28 protein-coding genes and 2 riboswitches are annotated in these 26,189 nt (G+C 42.9%); of the genes, 24 read left to right on the top strand and 4 right to left on the bottom strand.

Annotated features, from left to right (window positions below):
- The first annotated feature begins 234 nt into the window (after positions 1-234).
- From ACIGG7_RS20350 to ACIGG7_RS20255, 20 genes are all read left to right on the top strand, one after another.
- Positions 235-585 (top strand): SCP2 sterol-binding domain-containing protein, encoded by a 351-nt coding sequence (locus tag ACIGG7_RS20350; RefSeq protein ID WP_224944628.1) that lies wholly within the window; start codon positions 235-237, stop codon positions 583-585.
- Between the two features lie 105 nt (positions 586-690).
- A riboswitch (SAM riboswitch) is annotated at positions 691-797 on the top strand.
- Positions 798-953: 156 nt separating this feature from the next.
- Positions 954-1,976, top strand: coding sequence for a methionine ABC transporter ATP-binding protein (locus ACIGG7_RS20345; RefSeq protein WP_397550851.1), 1,023 nt, complete (start codon positions 954-956; stop codon positions 1,974-1,976).
- The gene (locus ACIGG7_RS20340) at positions 1,973-2,641 is read left to right on the top strand and encodes a methionine ABC transporter permease (protein WP_224944621.1); all 669 of its coding nucleotides are present in this window, start codon (positions 1,973-1,975) and stop codon (positions 2,639-2,641) included. Before ACIGG7_RS20345 ends, ACIGG7_RS20340 begins: the two co-directional genes overlap by 4 nt.
- A gap of 14 nt (positions 2,642-2,655) precedes the next feature.
- The gene (locus ACIGG7_RS20335; RefSeq protein ID WP_224944619.1) at positions 2,656-3,480 is read left to right on the top strand and encodes a MetQ/NlpA family ABC transporter substrate-binding protein; all 825 of its coding nucleotides are present in this window, start codon (positions 2,656-2,658) and stop codon (positions 3,478-3,480) included.
- Positions 3,481-3,611: 131 nt separating this feature from the next.
- Complete coding sequence (locus tag ACIGG7_RS20330; RefSeq protein ID WP_397550850.1) at positions 3,612-3,977, top strand: carboxymuconolactone decarboxylase family protein; 366 nt, start codon at positions 3,612-3,614, stop codon at positions 3,975-3,977.
- A 304-nt stretch (positions 3,978-4,281) separates the two neighbouring features.
- A complete protein-coding gene (locus tag ACIGG7_RS20325; RefSeq protein WP_224944615.1) occupies positions 4,282-4,428 on the top strand; it encodes a YuzK family famiily protein in 147 nt (48 codons plus the stop codon).
- A 311-nt stretch (positions 4,429-4,739) separates the two neighbouring features.
- Positions 4,740-5,525 (top strand): Fe-S cluster assembly ATPase SufC, encoded by a 786-nt coding sequence (gene sufC / locus ACIGG7_RS20320; protein WP_034763664.1) that lies wholly within the window; start codon positions 4,740-4,742, stop codon positions 5,523-5,525.
- A gap of 17 nt (positions 5,526-5,542) precedes the next feature.
- A complete protein-coding gene (sufD, locus tag ACIGG7_RS20315; protein WP_224944613.1) occupies positions 5,543-6,853 on the top strand; it encodes a Fe-S cluster assembly protein SufD in 1,311 nt (436 codons plus the stop codon).
- Positions 6,853-8,082 carry a cysteine desulfurase gene (locus ACIGG7_RS20310; protein ID WP_397550849.1) on the top strand — a complete coding sequence of 410 codons (1,230 nt, stop codon included), beginning with the start codon at positions 6,853-6,855 and terminating at the stop codon, positions 8,080-8,082. Before sufD ends, ACIGG7_RS20310 begins: the two co-directional genes overlap by 1 nt.
- Positions 8,072-8,512, top strand: coding sequence for a Fe-S cluster assembly sulfur transfer protein SufU (gene sufU / locus ACIGG7_RS20305; protein ID WP_224944608.1), 441 nt, complete (start codon positions 8,072-8,074; stop codon positions 8,510-8,512). Before ACIGG7_RS20310 ends, sufU begins: the two co-directional genes overlap by 11 nt.
- 39 nt (positions 8,513-8,551) lie before the next feature.
- On the top strand, positions 8,552-9,949 hold the full coding sequence (sufB, locus tag ACIGG7_RS20300; protein WP_224944605.1) for a Fe-S cluster assembly protein SufB: 1,398 nt from the start codon (positions 8,552-8,554) through the stop codon (positions 9,947-9,949).
- 454 nt (positions 9,950-10,403) lie between these two features.
- Positions 10,404-11,246, top strand: coding sequence for a DUF72 domain-containing protein (locus tag ACIGG7_RS20295; RefSeq protein WP_397550848.1), 843 nt, complete (start codon positions 10,404-10,406; stop codon positions 11,244-11,246).
- Between the two features lie 20 nt (positions 11,247-11,266).
- Positions 11,267-12,091: a sulfite exporter TauE/SafE family protein gene (locus ACIGG7_RS20290; protein ID WP_397550847.1), complete on the top strand. Its 825-nt coding sequence runs from the start codon at positions 11,267-11,269 to the stop codon at positions 12,089-12,091.
- 27 nt (positions 12,092-12,118) lie between these two features.
- Entirely contained in the window at positions 12,119-13,471 is a 1,353-nt protein-coding gene (locus tag ACIGG7_RS20285; RefSeq protein ID WP_397550846.1) for a bifunctional metallophosphatase/5'-nucleotidase, read from the top strand.
- 56 nt (positions 13,472-13,527) lie between these two features.
- Positions 13,528-13,830: a YunC family protein gene (locus ACIGG7_RS20280; RefSeq protein WP_224944593.1), complete on the top strand. Its 303-nt coding sequence runs from the start codon at positions 13,528-13,530 to the stop codon at positions 13,828-13,830.
- A gap of 426 nt (positions 13,831-14,256) precedes the next feature.
- Positions 14,257-15,369 (top strand): HD-GYP domain-containing protein, encoded by a 1,113-nt coding sequence (locus ACIGG7_RS20275; protein ID WP_224944591.1) that lies wholly within the window; start codon positions 14,257-14,259, stop codon positions 15,367-15,369.
- 58 nt (positions 15,370-15,427) lie between these two features.
- Positions 15,428-16,192, top strand: coding sequence for a sporulation protein YunB (gene yunB / locus ACIGG7_RS20270; RefSeq protein ID WP_224944589.1), 765 nt, complete (start codon positions 15,428-15,430; stop codon positions 16,190-16,192).
- A gap of 80 nt (positions 16,193-16,272) precedes the next feature.
- A riboswitch (Lysine riboswitch) is annotated at positions 16,273-16,455 on the top strand.
- Positions 16,456-16,570: 115 nt separating this feature from the next.
- The gene (locus ACIGG7_RS20265) at positions 16,571-18,133 is read left to right on the top strand and encodes a Na+/H+ antiporter NhaC family protein (RefSeq protein WP_397550845.1); all 1,563 of its coding nucleotides are present in this window, start codon (positions 16,571-16,573) and stop codon (positions 18,131-18,133) included.
- Positions 18,134-18,412: 279 nt separating this feature from the next.
- Positions 18,413-19,939, top strand: a complete 1,527-nt coding sequence (locus ACIGG7_RS20260; protein WP_224944583.1) for a sodium-dependent transporter — start codon at positions 18,413-18,415, stop codon at positions 19,937-19,939.
- Position 19,940: 1 nt separating this feature from the next.
- Entirely contained in the window at positions 19,941-20,048 is a 108-nt protein-coding gene (locus ACIGG7_RS20255; protein WP_201714229.1) for a methionine/alanine import family NSS transporter small subunit, read from the top strand.
- Positions 20,049-20,086: 38 nt separating this feature from the next.
- On the opposite strand, the gene ACIGG7_RS20250 is transcribed toward ACIGG7_RS20255, so the two are convergent.
- A complete protein-coding gene (locus ACIGG7_RS20250) occupies positions 20,087-21,088 on the bottom strand; it encodes a M23 family metallopeptidase (RefSeq protein ID WP_397550926.1) in 1,002 nt (333 codons plus the stop codon).
- A gap of 222 nt (positions 21,089-21,310) precedes the next feature.
- On the opposite strand from ACIGG7_RS20250, the gene lipA reads away from it, so the two are divergent.
- Positions 21,311-22,228 (top strand): lipoyl synthase, encoded by a 918-nt coding sequence (lipA, locus tag ACIGG7_RS20245; protein ID WP_224944580.1) that lies wholly within the window; start codon positions 21,311-21,313, stop codon positions 22,226-22,228.
- Positions 22,229-22,549: 321 nt separating this feature from the next.
- Here lipA and ACIGG7_RS20240 read toward each other — a convergent pair whose 3' ends face one another.
- Positions 22,550-23,284 carry a YhcN/YlaJ family sporulation lipoprotein gene (locus ACIGG7_RS20240; RefSeq protein ID WP_224944578.1) on the bottom strand — a complete coding sequence of 245 codons (735 nt, stop codon included), beginning with the start codon at positions 23,282-23,284 and terminating at the stop codon, positions 22,550-22,552.
- A gap of 103 nt (positions 23,285-23,387) precedes the next feature.
- Between ACIGG7_RS20240 and ACIGG7_RS20235 the strand changes: the two genes are divergently transcribed.
- Positions 23,388-23,663 (top strand): YutD family protein, encoded by a 276-nt coding sequence (locus tag ACIGG7_RS20235; RefSeq protein WP_224944575.1) that lies wholly within the window; start codon positions 23,388-23,390, stop codon positions 23,661-23,663.
- 41 nt (positions 23,664-23,704) lie between these two features.
- On the opposite strand, the gene ACIGG7_RS20230 is transcribed toward ACIGG7_RS20235, so the two are convergent.
- Together ACIGG7_RS20230 and ACIGG7_RS20225 are read right to left on the bottom strand one after the other, a co-directional pair.
- Entirely contained in the window at positions 23,705-24,013 is a 309-nt protein-coding gene (locus ACIGG7_RS20230) for a cytosolic protein (protein WP_224944572.1), read from the bottom strand.
- Positions 24,014-24,082: 69 nt separating this feature from the next.
- Entirely contained in the window at positions 24,083-24,352 is a 270-nt protein-coding gene (locus ACIGG7_RS20225) for a DUF3055 domain-containing protein (protein WP_224944569.1), read from the bottom strand.
- Between the two features lie 135 nt (positions 24,353-24,487).
- Between ACIGG7_RS20225 and ACIGG7_RS20220 the strand changes: the two genes are divergently transcribed.
- Positions 24,488-24,925 carry a DUF86 domain-containing protein gene (locus ACIGG7_RS20220; RefSeq protein WP_397550844.1) on the top strand — a complete coding sequence of 146 codons (438 nt, stop codon included), beginning with the start codon at positions 24,488-24,490 and terminating at the stop codon, positions 24,923-24,925.
- A gap of 100 nt (positions 24,926-25,025) precedes the next feature.
- Positions 25,026-25,790 carry a TIGR01457 family HAD-type hydrolase gene (locus tag ACIGG7_RS20215; RefSeq protein WP_397550843.1) on the top strand — a complete coding sequence of 255 codons (765 nt, stop codon included), beginning with the start codon at positions 25,026-25,028 and terminating at the stop codon, positions 25,788-25,790.
- Positions 25,791-26,189 lie beyond the last annotated feature (399 nt).

The raw sequence follows: 26,189 nt of genomic DNA, 5'->3' as shown, positions 1-26,189 counted from the left end.
TTAGGGCATTTTATTTAATAAAATACAAGTATAATGCGATTTTCTTTCTACAATCGCAGACATATTTCTCGGGAAATGGTTCGAATCCCCTCATTTTTTGACCTGTCATCATCCAAATTCTTACTGTTCGACAAATTAGATGAATCCTTCCAAAACATGTCGAGAATGCTTAAAAGGGAATCTCTTACTGAAGTGGAATTGTAAGTATATAGAAGTTTTACTGGGAGGGTATTCATGCGAATATATTTAGAGAAATTAGTAGATCAGTGTCACTCCAGGTATCACTTACGTCTCTTGTTCCCGGACAGCCCATTTATTCTTCAGTTTCAATGTGGAGAGCGCACCTACGGAATTTCCATTTCAAACAGTGATTGTGATGTATTAGATCATGGATTGACAGATTCACATTTTATCATCAAAGGTGAAGAGGCGGATATGGTCTCTCTCCTTTCAGGCGAAGAACGATTATCCCAAATGATTGAAAAAGGCGTTTTGGAAGTCAGAGGTGGATACCGGCCATTATTATTTACAGAGTCCGTCCTATGGCTTACAAGGTCAAGAGGGAAAGAACCGGTTCGAGTATAATAAAAAAAAGAATTGACACCTTTCTATATCCGATGATAGAATCTCTCTTGTAGCAAATTTTCAGAGTCTTTAACCATTTGATAAATTAAATAATTCGATACTTTACTCTTATTAAGAGAGGTGGAGGGACGTGCCCTATGAAGCCCGGCAACCGTCAATGAAAATTGAAATGGTGCCAATTCACTCAAAGCATATGCTTTGAAAGATGAGAGAAAGGATAGTCCTATATATGATTATGCCTTTCTGCTTATCGCAGGAAGGCATTTTTTATTTTCTATAAATGAAATAGATAGGAATGGCCTTCAGGATAGTGCAAATATTATTCTGATTAAAAAGATGGTTCTACTCAGAAAGAAGGTGGATACAACATGATTACCATTTCAGATGTAAAGAAAGTATATCAATCCAAAAATGGACCGATCGCCGCTGTCGATGGCGTCAATATCGAAATTGCTCAAGGCGAAATTTTTGGGGTGATTGGCTATAGTGGGGCAGGTAAAAGTACATTGATTCGGATGCTGAATGGACTTGAGGTTCCGACAGAGGGGATCGTCGATGTAAACGGACAGATTGTTTCAAAGGTGAAGGGAAAAAAACTGCGCGAGTCAAGGCAGTCAATTGGAATGATCTTTCAACACTTTAATCTGCTCTGGTCACGTACCGTTTTACAAAATATTATGTTCCCTTTGGAAATTGCGGGAGTCTCCAAGAAGGAAAGAATCCAAAGAGCCAATGAATTATTGGAATTGGTCGGATTGGAAGGAAGAGGGGACGCCTATCCAGCCCAATTGAGCGGGGGACAGAAACAAAGGGTTGGGATAGCAAGGTCTCTTGCCAATAATCCAAATGTTCTTTTGTGTGATGAAGCAACTTCTGCTTTAGATCCTCAAACAACGGATTCCATCCTTGATTTACTGGTGGACATCAACAAGCGTTTGGGGCTCACAATCGTCTTGATCACACATGAAATGCATGTGATTCAAAAGATTTGTCATCGTGTTGCGGTCATGGAACAAGGAAGGGTTGTAGAGCTTGGTGACGTTCTGGAAGTGTTCCGGAATCCACAAGAGCAGGTGACAAAGCGATTTGTGAAAGAAGTGTCCCAGGTCGAGGAAACCGGAGAAACGTTGGAACACCTTTTAGCCCAGTATCCAAATGGGAAAGTGCTTAAATTTACATTCGTGGGTGAAGCGACTGAGCAGCCGCTCATCACCAGCTTGATCAGAAAATTCGATCTTGAAGTCAATATCCTCCAAGGACAAATTTCCCAAACACAAAAAGGGGCTTATGGAACACTATTCGTCCATTTGGATGGAGAAGAACGGACCATCCAGGAAGCGGTTCTATTTGCTGAAGAGCAGCTGGTTAAGGTGGAGGTGTTACGAGGATGATGGAAAATCTATTTCCGAATGTGGATTGGGAGAAGATGTGGGAAGCCACTCTTGAAACTCTTTATATGACAGGGATGTCGGTGTTGATCACATTTGTACTGGGAATGATTCTTGGGATATTGCTGTTTCTTACATCCAAGGAGAATTTGTGGGAGAACAAACTCACTTATACCATTACCAGCGCAGTGGTGAACGTATTCCGTTCCATCCCGTTCATAATCCTGATTGTATTGTTAATTCCTTTCACTAAATTTTTACTGGATACCATCCGGGGAGCGAACGCGGCTCTTCCTGCACTGATCATCGGTGCAGCCCCATTCTATGCCCGAATGGTCGAGATCGCTTTGAGAGAAGTAAACAAAGGAGTTATCGAGGCAGCGAAAGCGATGGGCGCCAAAACGAGCACGATTATTTGGAAAGTATTGATTCCTGAATCACTTCCAGCTTTGATATCGGGAATAACGGTAACGGCCATCGCCCTCGTAGGATATACAGCAATGGCAGGGGTCATCGGAGCAGGTGGTTTAGGGAACCTTGCTTATCTTGATGGATTCCAGCGAAGCAGGGAAGATGTAACACTGGCAGCAACGATCATGATTTTACTTGTCGTATTTGCCATTCAACTAATAGGTGATTTCTTTACAAATAAATTAGATAAAAGATAAAGGAGAGAAAGTTCATGAAAAAATGGGTAGCAGGAGTTATAGCAGCAACAAGTATCTTTGGTTTAGCAGCATGCGGGAATGATTCAGGGTCCGGAAGCGGTGATGAAAAGGAATTAGTAGTAGGGGCATCAAATGTACCACATGCAGAAATCCTTGAACAGGTGAAGCCTATCTTGGAGGAAAAGGGTATCGATCTGCAAATTGAAACGTATCAGGATTATATCCTGCCAAATAAAGATCTTGATAATGGGGACCTGGATGCGAACTATTTCCAAACCACCCCGTATATGGATTTGCAAATGAAGGAAAATGACTATGACTTTGTCAACGCGGGTGGAATTCATATTGAGCCTATCGGTGTGTACTCTAAAAAGTACAAATCACTTGAGGATCTTCCAGAAGGTGCGACGATCTTAATGAGTAACTCCGTGTCCGACCATGGACGCATCCTTACTTTATTGGAGAAAAAAGGACTGATCACACTCAAGGATGGTGTGGAGAATACACAGGCTCAACTGGAAGACATCAAAGAAAACCCGAGAAACCTGAAATTCGATTATGAGTACGAAGCAGCTCTTCTTCCGCAAATGTATGAAAACGAAGAAGGGGACGCAGTTGTCATCAACTCGAACTATGCCATCGATGCAGGCTTGAAGCCTCTGGAAGACTCGATCGCCATTGAAGATAGTAACTCCCCTTATGTAAACGTGATTGCTGTAAACAAAGGGGATGAAAAGAAAGAGGAAGTAAAAGAGCTGGTGAAAGCATTACGCTCGAAAGAAATCCAGGATTTCATCAAGGAAGAATGGGATGGAGCGGTTGTACCGGTAACTGAATAAACGAAAGAAACCCGATTCGAATTATAGAATCGGGTTTTTTATATTCTCTTCCTATAATTATTAACATAATCGTTTCGCTGTTGGCTCATACTATTTTCGATGAATCTATTTTTGAAATGGAGTTGGATGAATTGCAGATGGAACCGAGAAACACAACAGAAGCGGCCCTTCATGATTATAAAATGGGACTTGGCATTTTTACTGATAAAATGCCGGAACTTGCAGAACAGTATAATACATTCACCGAGCATTGCTTCAGAGAAGGGGTTCTTTCCAAGAAAGAGAAGCAGCTGATCGCACTGGGAATCAGCTTGTATTCCCAGGATGAATACTGCATCATTTACCATACAAAAGGATGCCTTGATCAAGGATGCAGTGAAGAGGAAATCCTCGAGGCCATCGGCGTAACGGCAGCATTTGGCGGCGGAGCGGTCATGAGTCAGGCTGTTACATTAGTGCAGCAGTCGATTCAAGACTTGAATCAGTTAAAGCAATAACCAATCGAGAAGGAGAAATCCTTCTCTTTTTTATGGAGAATAAATTAATAAATATACATATACATTAATAAAATCACATTGGTGTACTATTATTTGGCAGTATAATGGCGGAATTTTGTGAAAACTTAAGAGTAGCCCCCGGGAATCTTGCTGAAGGGAAAATTTCAGAAAAAATGGTGGAATACCGGTTTTGTCTTGTGAACGAGGGGGTAGTATAGTTGTAAAGTAATTAAAAACCCGAAAGGAATGATTCACTATCGACTCTCTTGAGAGTATCTCGTACACAAGTGAAATGGAGAAAGCAATGCATGGAGCCCATGGGATTGGTTATGAGGTGTACAAACGAAAGCATGATGTCAGAATGCAAGTAGAGCAGAAAAGAGAGCAGGAATACAAGCAAAGCCGAAGAATGATTGCAGCACTTGATCGAAAGGTGCACGCTAACATATAATAAGGAAGAAAAAAGGAAACCAGTGTAGACGATGCACTGGTTTTTTTAATGCATTCCCAATGAGCCAATGTGCTGGGCCGAATAATCAAAGGTCACCAACCTAGAGAAAAATGCAGAAGTGATACGCTACATTTTTCCGCTCATTTAGGACAACAATAGATAGGGATTCTATAGTTCGGTTAACATGAACTGACAGCTTGAAAAAGTTGATTATAGCTTTTATTTGTTATAAGATTGTAATGAGAATAAATTGAGAATGATTAAAGAATTGTATTCTTAAATTCATTATAAAGTCACGGAGGTAATTACACATGGCAGGTTCTACTTTAACAATCAAAGATCTTCATGTTGAGATTGAAGGAAAGGAAATCCTTAAAGGGGTTAACCTTGAAATTAAAGGTGGAGAAATCCACGCAGTAATGGGACCGAATGGTACAGGTAAATCAACTTTATCTTCTGCTATCATGGGTCACCCAAAGTATGAAGTGACAAAGGGAAGCATCACGTTTGACGGTGAAGATGTCCTTGAGATGGAAGTGGATGAGCGCGCTCGCGTAGGTCTATTCCTTGCAATGCAATACCCAAGTGAAATCAGCGGTGTAACAAATGCTGACTTCTTACGTTCAGCAATCAACAGCCGTCGTGAAGAAGGCGAAGAAATTTCACTTATGAAATTCATCCGCAAAATGGATTCTGAAATGGAATACCTTGAGATGGACCCGGATATGGCTCAACGTTACCTGAACGAAGGATTCTCAGGTGGAGAGAAGAAACGTAATGAAATCCTACAATTAATGATGATCGAACCAAAGATCGCCATTCTTGATGAAATCGATTCAGGTCTTGATATCGATGCCCTTAAAGTGGTTTCAAAAGGGATCAACAAAATGCGTGGGGAAGATTTCGGTTGCCTGATCATCACTCACTATCAGCGTCTACTTAACTACATCACTCCTGATCATGTCCACGTTATGATGCAAGGACGTATTGTGAAATCAGGCGGAGAAGAATTAGCTCAACGCCTTGAAGCAGAAGGATATGACTGGATTAAAGAAGAGTTAGGAATTAAAGACGAAACTGTTGGCCAAGAAGCGTAAGTGTTAGGGGGATGAAAATGACTGTAGAAACGAAACTACCAGTAGAACAGGACTATGTCAGCTCCTACTCAAAACAACTTGGAGAGCCGGAATGGTTAACAAACCTTCGTACAGATGCCTTTAATAAAGTAAAGGATCTTAGCCTTCCAGTTGCAGATAAAACGAAAATCACCAATTGGAATTTTACACAATTCCAAAAGCACACAGTGGAAAGTGATACGTTCTCATCTTTGAGTGAGCTGCCAGAAGAAGCAAAAGCATTAGTTGATGTAGATAATACAGACCAAAGTCTTTATATTCAACGAAACAACACACCTGCTTTTCTTTCTCTTTCGAATGAATTAAAGGAAAAAGGTGTTATTTTCACGGATATTTTAACAGCTGTGAAAGACCACAGTGAACTTGTACAGAAGTACTTCATGACTGAAGGTGTGAAAACGGATGAGCATAAGCTTACTGCTCTTCATGCTGCGCTTATGAATGGAGGAGCCTTCCTCTACATTCCGAAAAACGTTGAATTAACTCAACCGATTCAAGCCGTATATGTTCATGACAATGCAGAAGTGGCTATGTTCAATCACGTATTGGTTGTTGCTGAAGAAAACAGCTCCGTCACATATGTTGAAAACTATATCTCTACAACTGATGTAGAAGATGGTGTCTACAACATTGTTACGGAAGTATTGGCAAATAATAACGCGAAAGTCGCATACGGTGCAGTGGATAACTTGTCAAGCGGATTGACGACGTACGTAAACCGTCGTGGAGTAGCTGCGAGGGATGCACGCATTGAGTGGGCTCTAGGGTTGATGAATGATGGTGACACGGTTTCTGAAAACGTGACAAACCTTGTGGGCGATGGCTCATATGGTGATACGAAAACCGTCGTTGTTGGACGTGGAAAACAAAAACAAAACTTCACAACGAAGGTTGTTCACTTCGGTAAAAACTCTGAAGGATACATTTTGAAGCACGGAGTCATGAAGGACGAATCGTCTTCTATCTTCAACGGTATCGGTAAGATTGAACATGGTGCGTCCAAGTCGAATGCCGAGCAGGAGTCACGCGTGTTGATGCTTAGCGAAAAAGCACGTGGAGATGCCAACCCAATCCTTCTGATTGATGAAGATGATGTAACGGCTGGTCACGCTGCTTCTGTAGGTCGTGTAGATCCATTGCAGCTTTACTATCTAATGAGCCGTGGAATTCCACAAAAAGAAGCTGAACGCCTTGTCATCCATGGATTCTTGGCTCCAGTGGTAAAACAATTACCAATTGAAGGAGTTAAGAAACAGCTTGTTGAGGTTATCGAAAGGAAAGTAAACTAATGGATGTAAAAGAGATTCGTAAACAATTTCCGATTCTCGACCAGGAAGTAAATGGGCATCCACTGGTTTATCTTGATAGTGCCGCAACTTCTCAAAAACCGATTTCCGTTATTGAAGCGATGAATGATTATTATCGCGGATACAACTCGAACGTTCACCGTGGTGTTCATACCCTTGGGACGAGAGCAACGGACGGTTATGAAGGGGCACGTGAGAAGGTACGCAATTTCATTAATGCGTTTTCTACGCAAGAAGTCATCTTCACTCGTGGAACGACAACCGCAATCAATACGGTTGCCGCAAGCTACGGACGTGCCAACCTTTCAGAGGGTGATGAAATTGTGATTACGCATATGGAACATCACAGCAACATCATTCCCTGGCAGCAGCTGGCGAAAGAAACCGGAGCGACGTTAAAATATGTTCCTCTTCAGGAAGATGGAACGATTGCCATTGAGGACGTAAAAGAGACGGTTACACCTCAAACGAAAATCGTTTCCATCATGATGGTTTCAAACGTACTTGGTACAATGAATCCAATCAAGGAAATCACCAGGATTGCTCATGAAAATGGAGCCGTCATGGTTGTGGACGGAGCACAGGCTGCTCCGCATATGAAAGTCGACGTACAAGATCTTGACTGTGATTTCTTTGCCTTTTCTGGTCATAAGATGGTAGGTCCTACTGGGATCGGAGTACTTTATGGCAAGAAGAAGCATTTGAATAAAATGGAGCCGGTGGAATTTGGTGGAGAGATGATCGATTTTGTCGGACTTCAGGAATCCACATGGAAAGAACTTCCTTGGAAGTTTGAGGGAGGCACACCGATCATCGCAGGTGCCATCGGACTTGGTGCTGCCATCGACTTCCTTGAGCAAGTCGGCCTTCACAATATTGAAGAACATGAGCATAAGCTTGCGGCTTACGCTTTGAATAAGATGAATGAAGTAGAAGGCATGACGATCTATGGACCAAATGATCCGGGTCAGCGTGCGGGACTTGTGACGTTCAACATTGATGATGTTCATCCGCATGATGTGGCAACCGTCCTTGATGCTGAGGGGATCGCCGTACGTGCAGGGCATCACTGTGCACAGCCGCTGATGAAGTGGTTGAACGTTTCCGCAACAGCACGTGCCAGCTTCTATCTTTACAATACAGAAGAAGATATTGATAAACTGGTTGCCGGCCTGGTGAAGACAAAGGAGTTTTTCAGTGATGTCTTTTAATAATTTAGATCAGTTATATCGACAAGTCATCATGGATCATTATAAAAATCCACGCAATAAAGGTTCGTTAGAAGATGGTAGCTTTACCATCGATATGAATAACCCGACGTGTGGAGACCGTATTCACCTAACGTTGAAGGTTGAAGATGGTGTTGTTCAGGATGCGAAGTTTGATGGAGAAGGATGTTCGATCTCCATGGCTTCTGCATCGATGATGACACAGGCGGTCAAAGGGAAAGAGATTGAAGAAGCGCTCAAGCTTTCCAAGATCTTCTCTGACATGATGCAAGGCAACGAGTATGATGACGATGTGGATTTAGGAGATATTGAAGCATTACAAGGAGTCGCGAAATTTCCTGCCCGTATCAAATGTGCGACATTGGCATGGAAAGCGATGGAAAAAGGAGTGTCAGAGGAAGAGCAGGAATAATGCTCTCCTTCGGCCCTACCAAAGAATGGAGGAATCAACATGGCTAAGAAAGCGCCTGAGATCGGGGATTATAAATATGGATTCAGCGACAAAGACGTCTCGATTTTCCGTTCGAAACGTGGCTTGACGCGTGAAATCGTAGAAGAAATCTCCCGCATGAAAGAAGAACCTCAATGGATGCTTGATTTCCGTTTGAAATCACTTGAGCATTTTTATAATATGTCAATGCCTCAATGGGGCGGGGACATGCAGGAATTGAATTTTGATGAAATCACTTACTACGTGAAGCCTTCTGAAAAGTCAGAGCGCAGCTGGGATGAAGTACCTGAAGAAATCAAGCAAACGTTTGATAAATTAGGGATTCCGGAAGCTGAGCAAAAGTATCTTGCAGGAGTATCTGCACAGTATGAATCAGAGGTTGTATACCACAACATGCAAGAAGACCTTGAAGAGATGGGGATCGTATTTAAAGATACGGATTCTGCTCTTAAAGAAAATGAAGACCTATTCCGCGAGCACTGGGCGAAGGTTATCCCTCCAACGGATAATAAATTCGCTGCCCTAAACTCAGCAGTATGGTCTGGTGGGTCATTCATCTATGTTCCTAAAGGAGTAAAGGTGGATACACCACTTCAGGCTTACTTCCGTATCAACTCTGAAAACATGGGTCAGTTTGAGCGTACGTTGATCATCGTCGACGAAGGCGCAAGCGTACACTATGTAGAGGGTTGTACAGCACCGGTTTACACAACGAACTCACTTCACTCTGCAGTCGTTGAAATCATCATCAAGAAGGATGCTTACTGCCGTTATACAACGATCCAAAACTGGGCGAACAACGTGTTCAACCTGGTGACGAAGCGTGCCGTATGTGAAGCGAACGCCACAATGGAATGGGTGGATGGAAACATCGGTTCGAAATTAACGATGAAATATCCGGCTGTCATCCTGAAAGGCGAAGGCGCCCGTGGTATGACACTATCCATTGCACTTGCAGGTAAAGGTCAGCACCAGGATGCTGGAGCGAAAATGATTCATCTGGCACCTAACACTTCTTCTACAATCGTTTCGAAATCCATCTCCAAGCATGGTGGTAAAGTAACGTACCGTGGAATTGTGCACTTTGGCCGAAAAGCGGAAGGCGCACGCTCAAACATCGAGTGTGACACGCTGATCATGGATAATCAATCGACTTCTGATACGATTCCTTACAATGAAATTCTGAACGATAATATCTCGTTAGAACACGAAGCGAAGGTATCAAAAGTATCGGAAGAACAATTATTCTATCTGATGAGCCGCGGTATTTCCGAGGAAGAAGCAACAGAAATGATCGTAATGGGCTTCATCGAGCCATTCACGAAAGAACTTCCGATGGAATATGCAGTTGAAATGAATCGCCTAATCAAGTTCGAGATGGAAGGTTCAATCGGATAATATATAATCAAACTCCCTTGATGTTGATCAGGGGAGTTTTTTCTTTTTCTTAAGAAAAATCACTGAAGAAGAGAGCATCGGTGCATGGAATGGTTATCTAAGGAAAATTCGACACGGAGGATTCATTGTTTTAAAGAAGGGATCAATAAATTGCAAACAGGTTTAATAAATCAAATTTGCGGGGGAATCATTTTTAACTCGGATTTAATAATATTCCATTTTGGATCAATTCTATTTGAGAAGGTGTTCTTTGTGGCCAAAACTGCCTTCAAGACCCCATTAATAGAGAAACCACGCTCTACTTCGAACTACGCCAATTAAGACTCGACTCCCTTCAATTCTATGATCAACCTGTGGAAATCAATCATGATTTTCCCTAACCAATCCAAACATAAGAATTTCCATTTCCCTTATGATAAAATGGACATGTTCATAATAAAGAAGGTGAATGCGGATGATATACATAGGAGTTACAGGTTGGGGAGACCATGATACACTTTATCAAAATATCTCTCCACGTGATAAGTTAAAAGAATATGGAGCCCATTTTCCGATCGTTGAAGTGGACACGACTTTTTATGCCGTTCAGCCGATTCGCAATGCTGAAAAATGGGTGAAAGAGACACCGGAAAATTTTAAATTTATTGTGAAGGCCTATCAGGGGATGACAGGACATCAGAGGGGAGAAATCCCATTTGAAACAAAGGAAGGTATGTTCGATGCTTTCAAGGATTCCCTTGCACCGTACGTAAATGCAAATAAATTAGCCATGGTGCTCCTTCAATTTCCGCCTTGGTATGATTGTAATAGGGAGCATGTCGACTATATACGGTATTGCAAGGAACAATTAAAGGGATATTCTTTGGCACTTGAATTCCGACACCAAAGCTGGTTTAGGCCGGAGTTCCGGGAAAAGACGTTAACCTTCATGAGAAATGAAGGATGGATCCACAGTATCTGCGATGAACCTCAGGCCGGTGAGGGATCGGTCCCTAGGGTGCTGGAGTCCACTCATAAAGATGCCACTCTCATTCGTTTCCACGGCAGGAATCTGTATGGATGGAGTAAACCGAATGGGAAAGATTGGCGGGAGGTCCGTTATTTATACCGCTACAATCGTGCCGAGCTTGAAGAATGGATTCCTCATATACATCAATTGCATGAAAGAACGAAAGATCTTTATATACTATTTAACAATAATTCCGGTGGGGACGCGGCGGATAATGCGAAAGAACTCATTGAATTATTGGGGCTTGAATACGAAGGGCTTGCCCCGAAGCAACTTGACCTTTTTTAATGACAGGAGATGAAAGATAGATGGAATGGATGGTTCTTCTATCAATTGGACTTTTGGCAGGAGCAATAGGGTCCCTCGTCGGACTCGGCGGAGGTGTGATCGTTGTACCTGCCCTGCTTTATTTCGGTACATATACAAGCTTGATAGAAGGGATGAACCCTCAAACGGCAGTGGGAACGTCATTAGTCATAATGATATTCACTGGTTTATCATCCACTCTTGCCTATTTGAAGCACAAAACCGTGGATTATAAAAGCGGTTTGATTTTCTTTGCGGGGAGCGGTCCCGGCTCCATCTTGGGAGCATGGGTGAATAAAGGGCTGAATATGGAAAGCTTCAACCTTTATTTCGGATTCTTTATGATATTGATCGCCGTCATCCTGATGGTTCGAAACAAATTGAAGCCCATTGAAAAATTCAGGAATGCTTCCTTCCAGAGGGAGTTCACTGATCCAAGTGGAGAAACCTTCCGTTACGGGTATCCTCCCGTATTAGGGGCGGCCATTGCATTTGTTGTCGGCTTTACATCCGGATTATTCGGAATCGGAGGCGGCTCATTGATGGTCCCTGCCATGATTCTGATCTTCTTATTTCCACCCCATGTGGCCGTGGCAACGTCCATGTTTATGATTTTTCTGTCGGCCATGGTGAGTTCGGGCACACATGTCCTGTTTGGGAACGTAAAATGGCTATACGCAATGGCCCTCATTCCAGGGGCCTGGATTGGGGCGAAGCTCGGGGCTTATATCAATACGAAGCTCGAATCAAAAGTATTGGTGAGCGTATTGAGGATTATATTGATTTTAATTGGAATTCGATTGATTTATCAAGGGATGACAGGATAACATACCTCCTATAGGAGTGAACGATTTATGAGAGAAACCATTCATATTTATCATACGAACGATCTTCACAGTCACTTAGAACACTGGCCGAGAATCAGGGATTTTTTAAAACAGAGAAAAAAGAAGCATGAAAATGACGGGGAGTCGGTGTATTTATTTGATATCGGTGATCATGTGGACCGCTGGCATCCATTGACTGAAGCGACGTTAGGAAAAGAGAATGTAGAGTTATTAAATGAAGCCGGGTTCGATGCCGTTACGATAGGAAACAATGAAGGAATCACCCTGGATTATGATGATTTGAATCGTCTTTATGAAGATGCCGGATTCGATGTGATTGTAGGAAATCTGTTGGATCGATCATCCAAGCGCCCGAAATGGCTGGAAACTCACCGGATTTATCAGACCGGCAGTGGGATGAAGGTCGGCGTCATTGGATTAACGGCCTATTTCAAGCCTTTTTATCAAGCGCTCGGATGGAACATCACTTCCCCCATGGAAGAACTCGAAAAATTGGTTCGCGAACTTCATCCCGCAGTTGATATGATCATTCTTCTTTCCCATTTAGGAATCCGGGATGATGAAATGATAGGGGAACGATTCCCTGAAATAGACGTCATCCTCGGTGCTCATACCCACCATGTATTACCACATGGTAAAGAGGTGAAGGACACCATGTTGGGGGCCGCTGGGAAATATGGTCACTATGTCGGCCATATGATGATCGAAGTGGATACAGTCACCATGCAAGTACTTGAAAAAAAGGCCGAATTATATGAGCAGCATGAACTTCCGGCTGTTAAAGGAGAGGTCGAGGAAATAGGTCAATGGATCAGCAAGGGGGAGGAATTATTGAAGCAGGATATAGCCCTGCTGAAAGCCTCTTTACCTGTTGACTGGTTTCAGCCATCTATTCTTCCTGATATGCTGTGTAATGCTCTTGTTGAGTGGTGTGGTGCTGATTGCGGCTTCCTGAATGCAGGTTTACTCATAGATGGTCTTCATGAAGGGGCGGTGACGAGGCAGGATTTGCATCGTATCCTCCCGCACCCCATCAATCCTTGCATGATCCGGATGAAAGGGGCGGAACTGAAAGAAATCATTAAACAGACGCTTAATGAGGACTGGCCACAACTGGAAGTGAAAGGTCTTGGATTCAGGGGGAAAGTGATGGGGAGGTTTACGTATTCGAATATTGATTTCAGAAACCATGAAATCTGGATTGGGAATTCTCCAATCGAACCTTCGAAACAATACAAACTTGCCCTTCCGGATATGTTCACTTTCGGACACTTTTTTCCTGACCTTCAAAGGCTTGAGAAGAAGTACTTTATGCCGGAGTTTTTACGGGATGTCTTGGAGTGGAAATTAAAACAGTAATCAGCCTCACCGTTTTCTCGCTCATGACATACATATGAGTGAAGGGGGCGATGAACATGATGCATGTATCTCCAATCACCATTGGGGGACATACCTTTACTGCGATTTCTGTTGAACTTCCGAAAACAAATCTCCTCGTTGTGACGAGTGAAAAAGGATATATCATGTGTGGGGCACTTGATGTCGCGCTGCTGAATGAGAAGTTAAAGGACAGGGGGATCATAGCGGGAAGAGCGGTCGGTGTAAAGACCATTGATCAGCTTCTCGATGCTCCTTTGGAGTCCATTACGTATGAAGCAGCAAACCTCGGTATCCATACAGGGATGGCAGGCAGGGATGCGCTGTTAAAGATGATATAAATAATGATGACGGCCAGGGCTCTTTATAGAGTATCTGGTCTTTGTTTTTGGGAGGCAGAGAGGATTCATGGGGCAAATAGGCTTTAAGGACTGGTTCCGCGATTTGTAAATCGTAGCCTTACTAACTCTACATGCCGTTAAAATAAGGAATTGCGTCGAAATCGGAAGGAATTGCGTCATTTTAAGATTTATTGCGTCAAAATCAAACGTCATTGCGTCATTATTTTTTTTATTGCGTCAAAATCAACCATAATCGCGTCATTTAACAAAAAAAGGAAAACTCATTTACTCCCAGCACCCCTCTTTCCATCTATATTCTTTCACGAATAATTAACGAAATACACCTTGCAAGATCAATTTTATCCTTTATAATGGAGATACTAGGAAATTTTGTCGAAAAATGAAAGAATTACATAGGAGAATTCTATGAGGCTTATATCAACTCGGGCTTTAAAACCCGGCATGGTTCTAGCTACAACGGTATATAATATGAGAGGTCAAGCGCTGATTCATGATAATGTTCCCATCACAGAACGCATGATTTACAGGCTGCAGGAGCTCAGTATTCAGTATGTCTACATTGAAGACTCCCTCTCCAGTGGAATCTATGTGAAGGGGACCGTTTCGAGTAAAGTGAGACAACAGGCGGTCAATAATATCGAGAGAGCCTTTAATCAATTGAGCGCAACGGGTGGCTCGCCAAGTGTACTCATGATTGAAGATAGTGCCAAACAACTAAAGCAGGTCATTGATGTCGTCTTGTCTGAAGTAAAGGCGAATCACGATCTCCTCACGATTTTGACGGATGTTTTTACGTACGACTCCTATATTTTTCATCATTCATTCAATGTAACGTTATATACGCTTTCGATCGGTCTCGAACTCAAGCTTTCACCGAAGCAGCTTGAGCAGCTCGGAGTGGGGGCGATTCTTCATGATATCGGTAAGATGCTGGTACCGGAAGAGATCCTCTTGAAGCCGGGGAAATTGACGGAAGACGAGTTCAGTGCAATCAAGAAGCACTCTGAGCACGGCTTTGACATCCTGAGGCAGCTTCATTCTGTGTCGTTGATCATTGCTCATTGTGCCTATCAGCATCACGAAAGGCTCGATGGATCAGGTTATCCACGCGGGATCAAGGGTGAAGATATTCATCCATTCGCCAAAATCATCGCTGTGGCGGATGTGTTTGACGCGATGACCTCCAATCGGGTATATAGGAAAGCGATGCTTCCTCATCAGGCTCTGGAAGTCTTGTATGCCGGATCAGGGTCCCTGTTCGATCCACAAGTGATCGAAGCTTTCCGATCTTCGGTGGCGATCTATCCAAATGGAATGATTGTAGAATTGAATGATGGCCGGAAAGGAATTGTCACGGATCAAAACAAAGGAGTGACGGACCGACCTGTGCTCAGGATCATCGAAGAAGATGGACAGGAGTTGCATTCCCCTTATCCTGTAGATTTAAGCAAAGCGTTAGACAAGGTGATAACAGGATTTGACCCGGATTATGAGCCTCAATCTCTTAAAGTTAAATAAATTTTTGCGTTAAACCCCTCTTACAGTGCATACAAATAGCTTGTAAGGGGGGATTTTTTTGTCTAAGTTTAAAACCTACAAACCCCGAAGAGGAGGTCCGCTGCCTTTTCGACATGTCATGATCATCACGTTTCTGTTCTTTATGATATCCACGGGATTCGGATTGTGGATCATCAATAAAGGGTTGAAGCCGACGCTTCTTGCTTATGCTGAGACACAAACGAGCAGGATTGGTACCCTGGTGATTAACAAAGCGATCAATAAGAAAATTGCCGATGTACTGGATATTTCGGATATAACGGAAGAAGTGAAGAACCAGGAAGGTGATATCGTTTCGTTTAAATACAATACGCAGACAATCAACAGGGTTCAGGCAGAAATTACGAATCTGGTCCAACAGAACCTGCAGGAGGCAGAGGCAGGTAATATTGAAAATTTGGAATTTCTCACCGAGGTGGAAATTGATGAAGGGAAGTCAAAGGCATCGAAGGGCATTACCTATTCCGTTCCTTTAGGGCAGGCGACAAACAACGTGCTACTCGGGAACCTGGGTCCAAAAATCCCGATCCGTTTTCATTCCATCGGTGATGTCCGTTCAGATGTGAAAACGACAGTGGAACAGTTTGGAATTAATAATGCCGTTGTGAAGGTATTTGTGGAGCTTGAAGTGAACGTCCAGATCATCATTCCATTTGCAACGAAAACGGAAACGATCAAGCAGGATATTCTCGTCGCGATGGGTACTGTACACCTGGATGTGCCGCAATTTTATAATAATGGTGGGGGAGGATCGGGACCATCCATAGAATTTCCCACAAATTAGCTATGAAAAAAAAGTTGTCAAAAGAATGATAGTTTGTTATATTGATAAAGAAAATTTTATAACACACCACATCATCAGTCCGATGGGGTAGAGGCGCAGGATTCAAAAGTAATCTGTTTGAGGATGACAACGAAGAAAACAGATGAAAGGGAATTTTTGCCGAAGTAAATATGCTTGTCGAAGGTATATTTGCTGGGGTTGTCTTGAATAAGGATAACACTGTCATTATAGGGAAATCTCTATAATGGGGAGCTACAGATCGTGATGGAGCACTTACGTTACTAACAAAGGTAATGATAGTTTCTCTATCGTTGCCTTTTTTTATTATCCTCTGTCATGCTACGATGGTTCCCCCCTATCAAATAGGAGGAGGACACTATGGAAAACACGATTTACTCTTTATTACCACCCCTTTTAGCCATCCTTATGGTTATACTCACGAGACGGGTTCTGCTTTCACTTGGAGTAGGAATTGTCGCGTCTGCCTTTTTGTTGGCGGATTTCTCATTACCCAAAACATTCAACTTTATCTGGGACGCCTTCAAAGGAATCTTTGTCGCAGATGGCGGTCTGAACACTTGGAATGTCTATATCATTTTCTTCTTACTCATTCTTGGTGTCATCACCGCTTTTGTAAATATCTCAGGCGGGAGCCGCGCATTCGGGGAATGGGCGATGAAACGTGTAAAGACGAGACAAGGTGCACAGCTTTTGGCTGCGGTATTAGGTATTATCATTTTTATTGATGACTATTTCAATGCCCTTGCTGTTGGACAGGTTTCGAGACCCATTACGGACCGACACAGAATCTCACGTGCGAAATTAGCGTATATCATTGATTCTACTTCCGCTCCGATTTGTGTAGTATCCCCGATTTCAAGCTGGGGAGCTTATATCATCGGAATCATCGGTTCGATCCTTACGGCACATAGTATTACGGAATATACGGCGTTTTCAGCATTCATTCAAATGATTCCGATGAACCTTTATGTATGGGCGGCGGTCCTACTTGTCGTCATGGTTGCTTATAAGGGACTTGATTTTGGCAAAATGAAAGAACATGAAGTTCGTGCCCTTGAAACGGGTGATTTATATGACCCGGGTAAAGAGATCCCAGGTGAATTGAAAAATGATCTTCCTGTCAGTTCAAAAGGCTCTGTCGGCGATTTAGTATGGCCGATCGTGGCACTTGTTGTTGGTACGGTTTCCATGATGCTTTGGACGGGTTACCAGGCAGTGGGTTCTTTCGATTTATTGCCTATCTTTGAAAATACAGATGTAACTAAATCGTTATTATACGGTGGGTTGTTCGGGCTTGTGATTGCCCTGATCTTCTTCCTTCGTCAAGTCAGCTTAAAAGGAATTGAAGCTGGTGCTGTCGGAACGGCTGTAGTGGAAGGGATTAAATCGATGCTGCCGGCTGTTTACATTTTGATCTTTGCATGGACGATCGTTACACTCATCGACCAACTCCAGACGGGTACGTACCTTGCCGGCCTGGTTGAACAATCAAGCTTGCCGATGCAGGCACTGCCGGTCATTTTATTCCTTGTTGCCGGGATCATGGCTTTCTCAACGGGCACATCCTGGGGATCATTTGGTATTCTACTTCCGATCGCCGGAGAAATTGCTGCCGCGACAGACGTAAGTATCTTACTTCCTGCCATGGCAGCGGTGCTGGCCGGATCAGTTCTAGGTGATCACTGCTCACCGATCTCCGATACAACGATCCTATCTTCAACTGGAGCGGGAAGTAATCATATCGATCACGTGATCACACAGCTTCCATATGCGGCTATTGGTGCAGTTGTAGCCGCCATCGGATATATTGTACTTGGATTCACCGGAAGCGCAATCCTGGGACTCGTGGTTGTCATCATTTTAATCTTGGCAATCGCCTTCCTGTTCGGTGAAAAAGCGAAACCTGCATCTGCAGAATAATGTAGGATGAACCAGAAGCTAATTTGGCTTCTGGTTTTTATTTGGATCCCACCTCTTACCTCCTGATTCTATCGCCACCCATTCACCAAAATCCGACAAAGTTCTTATAGTGAAATAGTACTGCCGTGATTTTGTGAAATTCTTATGAAATCACTAAAATAAAGCTTTGACAATTGTCCCGGAACTAGCTATACTGACTTTAGATTATAAATAATCTGAAAATATAAAAATTTCAAATACCTATCAAAGGGTAGTTGGAAAGAACTAGGGGGGAACAGCATGGAGAATCGTGCGCAGTTTGGTACACGAGCAGGATTTATTCTAGCTGCTGTCGGGTCAGCAATCGGATTGGGAAACATTTGGCGTTTTCCTGCAGTAGCGTATGAAAATGGTGGGGGAGCATTCTTTATTCCATATTTATTCGCTCTTCTTACAGCAGGTATTCCATTATTAGTACTTGAATTTACAATCGGTCATAAGTACCGTGGTTCGGCACCGTTATCTTACTTCCGTCTTAATAAGAAAACAGAATGGCTTGGCTGGTGGCAAGTATTAATTGCCTTCGTCATTTCCACCTATTATGCCGTCATTATCGCCTGGGCGATGTCGTACAGTGTATTTTCTTTCAACTTAGGTTGGGGAAAGGATACAGAGTCATTCCTGTTCAGTGATTATTTAAAACTATCAGTTGACGCAGGTCAGACAGGAAGTGTGGTTCCTGGGGTCTTCATCCCGCTTGTAATCGTATGGGCCGTTACACTGGGTATTCTTTTCAAAGGTGTAAAGAAAGGAATCGAAGTAGCGAATAAGATCTTTATTCCAGCACTTGTTATTTTATTCTTAATTATTGTTGTTCGCGCTTTAACGTTACCAGGAGCGATGGAAGGTCTTGATGCATTCTTCAAGCCAGACTTCAGCAAGATTGCTGATCCTGGTGTATGGGTGGCAGCATATGGACAGATTTTCTTCAGTTTATCCATTGCCTTCGCCATCATGATTACGTACTCAAGTTATCTTCCGAAGAAATCGGATATTACGAACAATGCGTTTATCACTGGTTTCAGTAACTCAGGGTTTGAATTATTGGCCGGTATCGGTGTATTTGCCGCTTTAGGTTTCATGGCGCAATCTCAAGGTGTTGCTGTACAGGATGTTGTAAGTGGTGGAGTGGGACTCGCGTTTGTTGTCTTCCCGCAGATCATTAACGAATTCCCGGCATTCAACGAAGTATTTGGCTTCTTATTCTTTGCTTCACTTGTCCTGGCCGGTTTGTCATCGTTAATTTCCATTTCAGAAACATATGTAGCAGCTGTTTCTGAGAAGTTCGGAATTTCCCGTAACAAAGCTGTACTTTTCGGTGGCGGACTTTCAGCCATCATCTCGATTCTATTTGCCACACAGGGCGGATTATTGTTCCTTGATGTAGCAGATTACTTCATCAACCAATTCGGAGTTGCGTTTGTAGGGTTAGTGGAAGTAGTCGTGATTGCCTGGTTCCTTCGCAAATTGGGAGCATTCCAATCCCATGCAAATGGGATTTCGGATATCCAGCTTGGTACTTGGTGGAAAGTATGTTTAGGTGTTATCACACCAATCGTTCTTGGTTGGATGATGTTTGGTTTATTCAAAATGAATTTACTGAAAGAATTTGAAACTGAAACTGGTAACTACGGTGGCTATACTGATGCCTTCGTACTTTACAGTGGTTGGTTTGTAGCAGCCTTTGCCATCTTGGTCGGTGTTGCCTTCGGATTTAAACGCTGGAATGCCAAAACAGATGCTGAAAGCTATAAGGAGGTAAGCTAACATGACTGGTAGCGCAATTGCAATGATGGTTGTAGGAATGGTCATCATTTGGGGTGGATTAGCAGCTAGTATCATGAACGCTGTTTCCAAATCGAAAAAGCAGGTATAAAGGAAGAAGCAGACGATGGATTTCCATTGTCTGCTTTTTTAATGCTTCTTGTTATTGATTCTATCCTGACGCTCCCACATTCTGAGATGAGGATAAGGATCAAAGGACCATTCCGTCAAGCCATTATCCTTATACATTCCGTAATGTAAGTGAGGGGGGAATTTCCCAGAAGTACCTGGAGGTCCATAACCCGAGCTTCCCACACCGCCAATCACCATTCCGGGTTCAACGACCTGTCCTACATGAAGGTCTTTGGCAAAACCGCTTAAATGAGCAAAGTAGTGATACGTATTATTGATGTCGCGTATCCCGATCCGCCATCCTCCATACCGGTTCCAGCCTTTCATCTCGATAATTCCGTAAGATGTTGCCCTTACAGGTACACCGTAATCAGCAAATAGATCCGTCCCTTCATGGATCCGTCTGCCCCCCCATCCCCTGGCATCTCCCCATGTATTTCGGTAACTATAGTTAAACCTGAGGGGAAGAGGAAAGGCTTTTTTATTGAGATGAATCGTGCCGTACTGCTTATATATTTTTGCATTGCCCATAATGATGCTGACGGTTTTATCCCGTTTGTAATAATCCCAGAGGGCCAGTTTGAAATTATCGCGATCGATCCCATACTTCAATATAAAATCCGTTAAAGCCGCAAGGATATCTTCATCACTTTTCATACTTGCTTTCCCGTCATGATCTCCATCTCGGCCAATTCCATTAAATAGGGCGATCGTTTCAGGGTTATCATCTTCTGCACGTGGATTTAAAGGGCCAATCCACTTTTCAGGCTCCATATAAATCGAGATAAATGAAGAAGGCTTTTCCCTATCCTTACGTGCAAAGCGAAGACTGCGTTCGTATTGATCTATGGCAGCTAAGTAGTACCAGGGGATCTGTGTCAAAGTCTCGCTCTTTTGAAATAATTCCATCCTTTTGTTGTATATCTGTTCATCAGTGAGCTTTTCTGATGCAAAGCCCTGACATGGACTTACCACGAAAGAGAAAAGGGCAATGACCAAAACCAGTCGTTTGTACAAAATAATCCCTCCATTTTTAGGGGCTTATTTCTAGTTTGTATCGTTCACCGGGAATCATAATCATCAATAAATGGTAATAGGGTATCACATGCTTGTTTTCACTTTTTTAGTATGATAAAGTGACAAAAGAAGTATATTGATGATGGCTTTTTTTACATAGGATGAACGATATAGCGTTTCACTCTTTGCCTAAGTCAGAATTATTTAGGATTGGAGATGAGGGGTATGAGCAAGAAAGATGAACACATTCGTAAACCGGATTGGCTTAAAATTAAGCTGAATACGAACGATAATTATATGGGCTTGAAAAAAATGATGCGTGAAAACAATCTTCATACAGTATGTGAAGAGGCGCGTTGTCCGAATATTCACGAGTGCTGGGGAACGAGACGAACGGCTACATTCATGATCCTCGGGGATATTTGTACACGTGCCTGCCGTTTCTGTGCAGTGAAAACAGGCCTGCCGACTGAACTGGACCTGAAAGAACCGGAACGCGTTGCGGACTCCGTACAATTAATGAACTTGAAACACGTCGTCATTACAGCAGTTGCACGTGATGACTTAAAAGACGGTGGATCAAAAGTTTTCGCTGAAACGGTACGTGCCATCCGCCGTAAGAGCCCGTTCACATCCATCGAAGTATTGCCTTCTGATATGGGTGGGGTATTCGATAATATCAAGACATTGATGGATGCTAAGCCTGATATCATGAACTACAATGTCGAAACCGTCCGTCGCCTGACTCCAAGAGTTCGTGCACGCGCGACTTACGACCGCACATTGGAATTCCTGCGTCGAGCGAAAGAATTGAATCCTGACATCCCAACGAAATCAAGCATCATGGTGGGTCTTGGGGAAACGAAGGAAGAAATTCTGGAGACCATGGATGATTTACGTGCCAATCACGTGGATATCGTGACGTTGGGTCAATATCTTCAACCGTCCAAGAAGCATTTGAAAGTTCAAAAATATTACCATCCAGATGAATTTGCCGAACTTCGTGAAGCCGCTATGGAAAAAGGCTTCAGCCACTGTGAAGCTGGCCCGCTCGTTCGTTCTTCTTATCATGCCGATGAGCAGGTGAACGCAGCAGCTAAAGCAAGACAAGCCAAGGGTGAACAAGAGGTTCAAAACGCTTAATCTAAACATATTAAAGGACTGACTTGAAGGAGAAGCTCTCTAACAGTCAGTCCTTTTTGTAGCAGATGGGGATTGTCCAGCTCCGGCGGCTAGAGGCTCGAGGTCATAAGTCAAACCTGCCAAAAAGGCAAAGAACGCCTTTCCGACAGATTCGCCTTATGCTTGTCGGGTCTGAACGAGCCGCCTGCGCTTTTCGATTGTCCAGCTCCGGCGGCTAGCCCCTCGAGGTCATAAGTCAAATCAACCAAAAAGGCAAAGAACGCCTTTCCGGTTGATTCGCCTTATGCTTGTCGGGTCTGAACGAGCCGCCTGCGCTTTTCTTTAGTCCATCATTTTGTTTGTATCTGTATAATCGTTGCGTTTTTGGCGGTCCATATTGATTTTATGGGTGTCGTCATCACGCATTTCGTATTGATCAGATGTCATTTCACCGTTGGCATTTTCACCTGAATCTACATTTCTTCCTTGTGGAGAGTCTTTCAGCATCAGGTTGATGGTGTCGTCAATGGCTGTATTCGCGTTTTTGCTGTCACTATCCATTTTTGCGAGGTTTTCAACATTGCGCATCAAAGCTTTATCATCGGTCACATAGACATGATACCAGCGTGGGATGACCGACATGGCTGTTTTCTTTACCTGATCGGCAACTTCAAAGCGGCCGTCTTTATCTTTTTTGTCGGTTACATAAGAGACAAGTACTTCTTCATCTGTCACCAGAGTGGAGCAATCCTTCACATCTGGAAGGGCAACACTCATTTTGCTGATGGAGTCTGCTACCTGCTCACGATTGATGCTGTACATATCCTTCGTGGAGATATTTTGGCCACCAGTGGGACTCTTCTGTTGACGGACATAACCGAAGTCTTCCCCGCGGTGAGGGCCTTTTTTGGTCCAGCCGTTTTCATTATAAAGGTCTTCCCGGTCAGTTACGTTAATTGTATTTCCATTATCGTGGAACATTTCTTCATTAGCCTTGTCGATGCCGCTGCAGGCAGTTCCGATGAGCGTGATGCTCAGTACCGTTGTACCTAAAATTAATTTATTCAACTTAAACACCCCCTATTTGATAGGGTGACCATCTGGAATGGTAATTTTTCATAGTAATTAATGGACAATCCGTTATAATTTAAGATAAGGAAACGAAAGTGGGTGGACAGAGGTGATTTGCGTACAAAACACATGCTACGAAATCGTCGAGGAGTTTAGAGACGGATTCAACGAAGAAGCTTTTAAAGAAAGATATAGCGATATTTTAAGCAAATACGATTATATCCTTGGTGATTGGGGATATGGGCAGCTTCGTCTAAAAGGGTTCTTTGAAGATCACAATCAAAAGGCATCATTCGATACAAAGGTAAGTACTCATAAGGATTACTTGTATGAATACTGTAATTTTGGATGTGCTTATTTTCTCGTGAAAAAGGTAAACAAATAATGGGGAAAGGAACAAACGACAACCGTTTGTTCCTTTTTATTTTACTTATTTTCAGTATAAGGCGGTTCTTCATTCACATCAGGGTCTGCATGAACAGGATGTGAACCGGGTTCCTGACGGGGGATATCCTGATGCAGTGATTTATTCTCGTAGTTGAAGGCACTATAATACCTCTGTCCCTCTTCCCATGGTGTACTCTTATTTTCAACAGGGGTATGCTTTCCTCTTGGAGCCCCGTAAGGACCTTCAGGAAGCGTTTCGGGGACGATGAAATTACGATAAGTTTCTACGTTTGAGAAGTCGCTGTATACTTGTTCTTCCTTGTCGTTCTGTTTACGGTCTTTACTCATCAAATCTCCCACCTTTCATACCTCTAGTATGTGAGATGGAGGGGGAGTTCATTCTTGCGGCACCTTCATTTAAAGGATGATTTCCCCTAAAAAGTCCCTTAATTCTGCAGCTTCTTCATCCGTTAATTTGAATACACTTTCTATATATCCGGGTTCATCGAGATCATCCCTGCCCATAATGGCAAATCGGTTACCCTGAAGGTCCAGTACTAATGCTTTCCCGTAATAACGTTCGGTTTGAGTAATGGCCAGGTCATATCGTTGACTTTCCCCCATGAAACTCACGAATCGGGTTTTAGTGGTTTCCATATCATCATATAAATAAAAGCGTTCATTCATTACGATGTCCTCCTCATTTTCTGCTCATTTCATCATATCAAACTAAGGCAGGAATTGCAGGATGTATCTGTATGATGCTGAAATTATGTTAAAATAAAGAGTGTGAGGATTTCGTTTTAGGAAGAGGTGTGCACCATGTATTTTGTAGACAGGGAAAAGATTGCAGAAATACTGATCTATATGAATGAGCAACTGACCATTATCAGTCGTCAAGAACAGTGGAATGCTACATTAGAAAAATTGGCGTTGGAGCGTGTTGCCCACGTAATCATTGAATCCATCCTGGATGTAGGAAATAGCATGATTGATGGATTTATCATGAGGGATCCGGGCAGCTACGAGGATATCATAGACATTCTCCTCGATGAAAAGGTGATCACTGATAACATGAGTGAAGACCTTAAACGCCTCGTTGGACAGCGTAAACCCTTGGTACAGGAATATACTTCGGTTGATCATGAAGCATTACATACAATTATAAAAGAAGTGTTCCCAACACTGACCCAATTTCCAGTCCAGGTACGAAACTACCTCGAAAATGAACTGGGTCCCGTATCAGCGTTTAAAAATTAAAGTAATTGATCGCGCTTTCTATTTAGAAAGCGCTTTATTTTTTATGGGGTTACACAAAATCTTGGACATACTAAAAATCAACGTTATGGAGGTACTACAAATGAAAGAATATAAAGGGTACTTAATCGATCTGGATGGAACGATGTATAAAGGAAAAGAGAAAATCGAAGAAGCGGGGGACTTCGTGAAACGATTGCAGGAAAAAGACTTACCTTATCTGTTCGTCACAAATAATTCTTCTAGAAGACCTGAGCAGGTGGCTGAAAAATTGAGGTCCTTCGATATTCCGGCAAAAAAGGAGCAGGTATTCACCACATCCATGGCGACTGCCCAATATATGGCGAAGGAAAAGCCGAACGGGACTGCCTATGTCATCGGTGAAGAAGGGATTCGTTCAGCACTGGAAGAGAACGGCATTACGCTTCAGGAAGAAAAACCTGATTTCGTAGTGGTCGGAATTGACCGTGACATTAATTATGAGAAATTATCCCTTGCTTGCTTAGGGGTGAGAAATGGAGCGACGTTCATTTCAACAAATGGGGACATCGCGATTCCGACTGAGCGGGGGCTGCTTCCAGGGAATGGTTCTTTGACCTCTGTCGTGACCGTCTCAACCCAGACCGACCCGATCTTCATCGGAAAGCCGGAGTCCATCATTATGGAACAGGCGCTGTCTGTGTTAGGAGTCCCGAAGGAAGAAACACTGATGGTGGGGGATAACTATGATACGGATATTCTCGCCGGGATCAATGCCGGGCTCGATACACTGCTTGTTCATACAGGGGTCACTACGAAAGAGGCATTAAGTAAGAAGCATATTCAGCCTACTTATACGATTGAAACTTTGGACGAGTGGGATATATAATAACAAAAAATGGAGGCTGACAGTCAGCCTCCATATCCCTATTAGTCCTGCTGAGTACTCAAATAGAACAAATGTAAAAAAATAGTAGCATATTCATAATAGACAACCCACACTCGTATAAGTAAAATAGAACTAGTGTGAAAAGAAGTAACTGGAATACTATTTATACTTCAGGGACCATGGTAGCGGTCCTCCTTGCTAACAATATGTACGCCTCTATAAATATTGTTGTAAGTATAGTAGCAGGAACCAGAATTATACTCCTATTGTATTATGTGTTTTTCCTCTAACTAACTTTAATTTTTTCCATTACACATATTTGAGTACTCAGAAGGGCTAAAAGCAGAAAGTGAAAAGAGAAAGCAAAGATTTTTTTGATTTTTTTAAAAAATATTTCGA

The organism is Rossellomorea sp. NPDC077527 (assembly GCF_044542955.1).
Taxonomy (GTDB): Bacteria; Bacillota; Bacilli; order Bacillales; family Bacillaceae_B; genus Rossellomorea; species Rossellomorea aquimaris_E.
The sequence above is the reverse complement of the archived record's forward strand: the minus strand, read 5'-3'. Positions and strand labels throughout refer to the sequence as shown.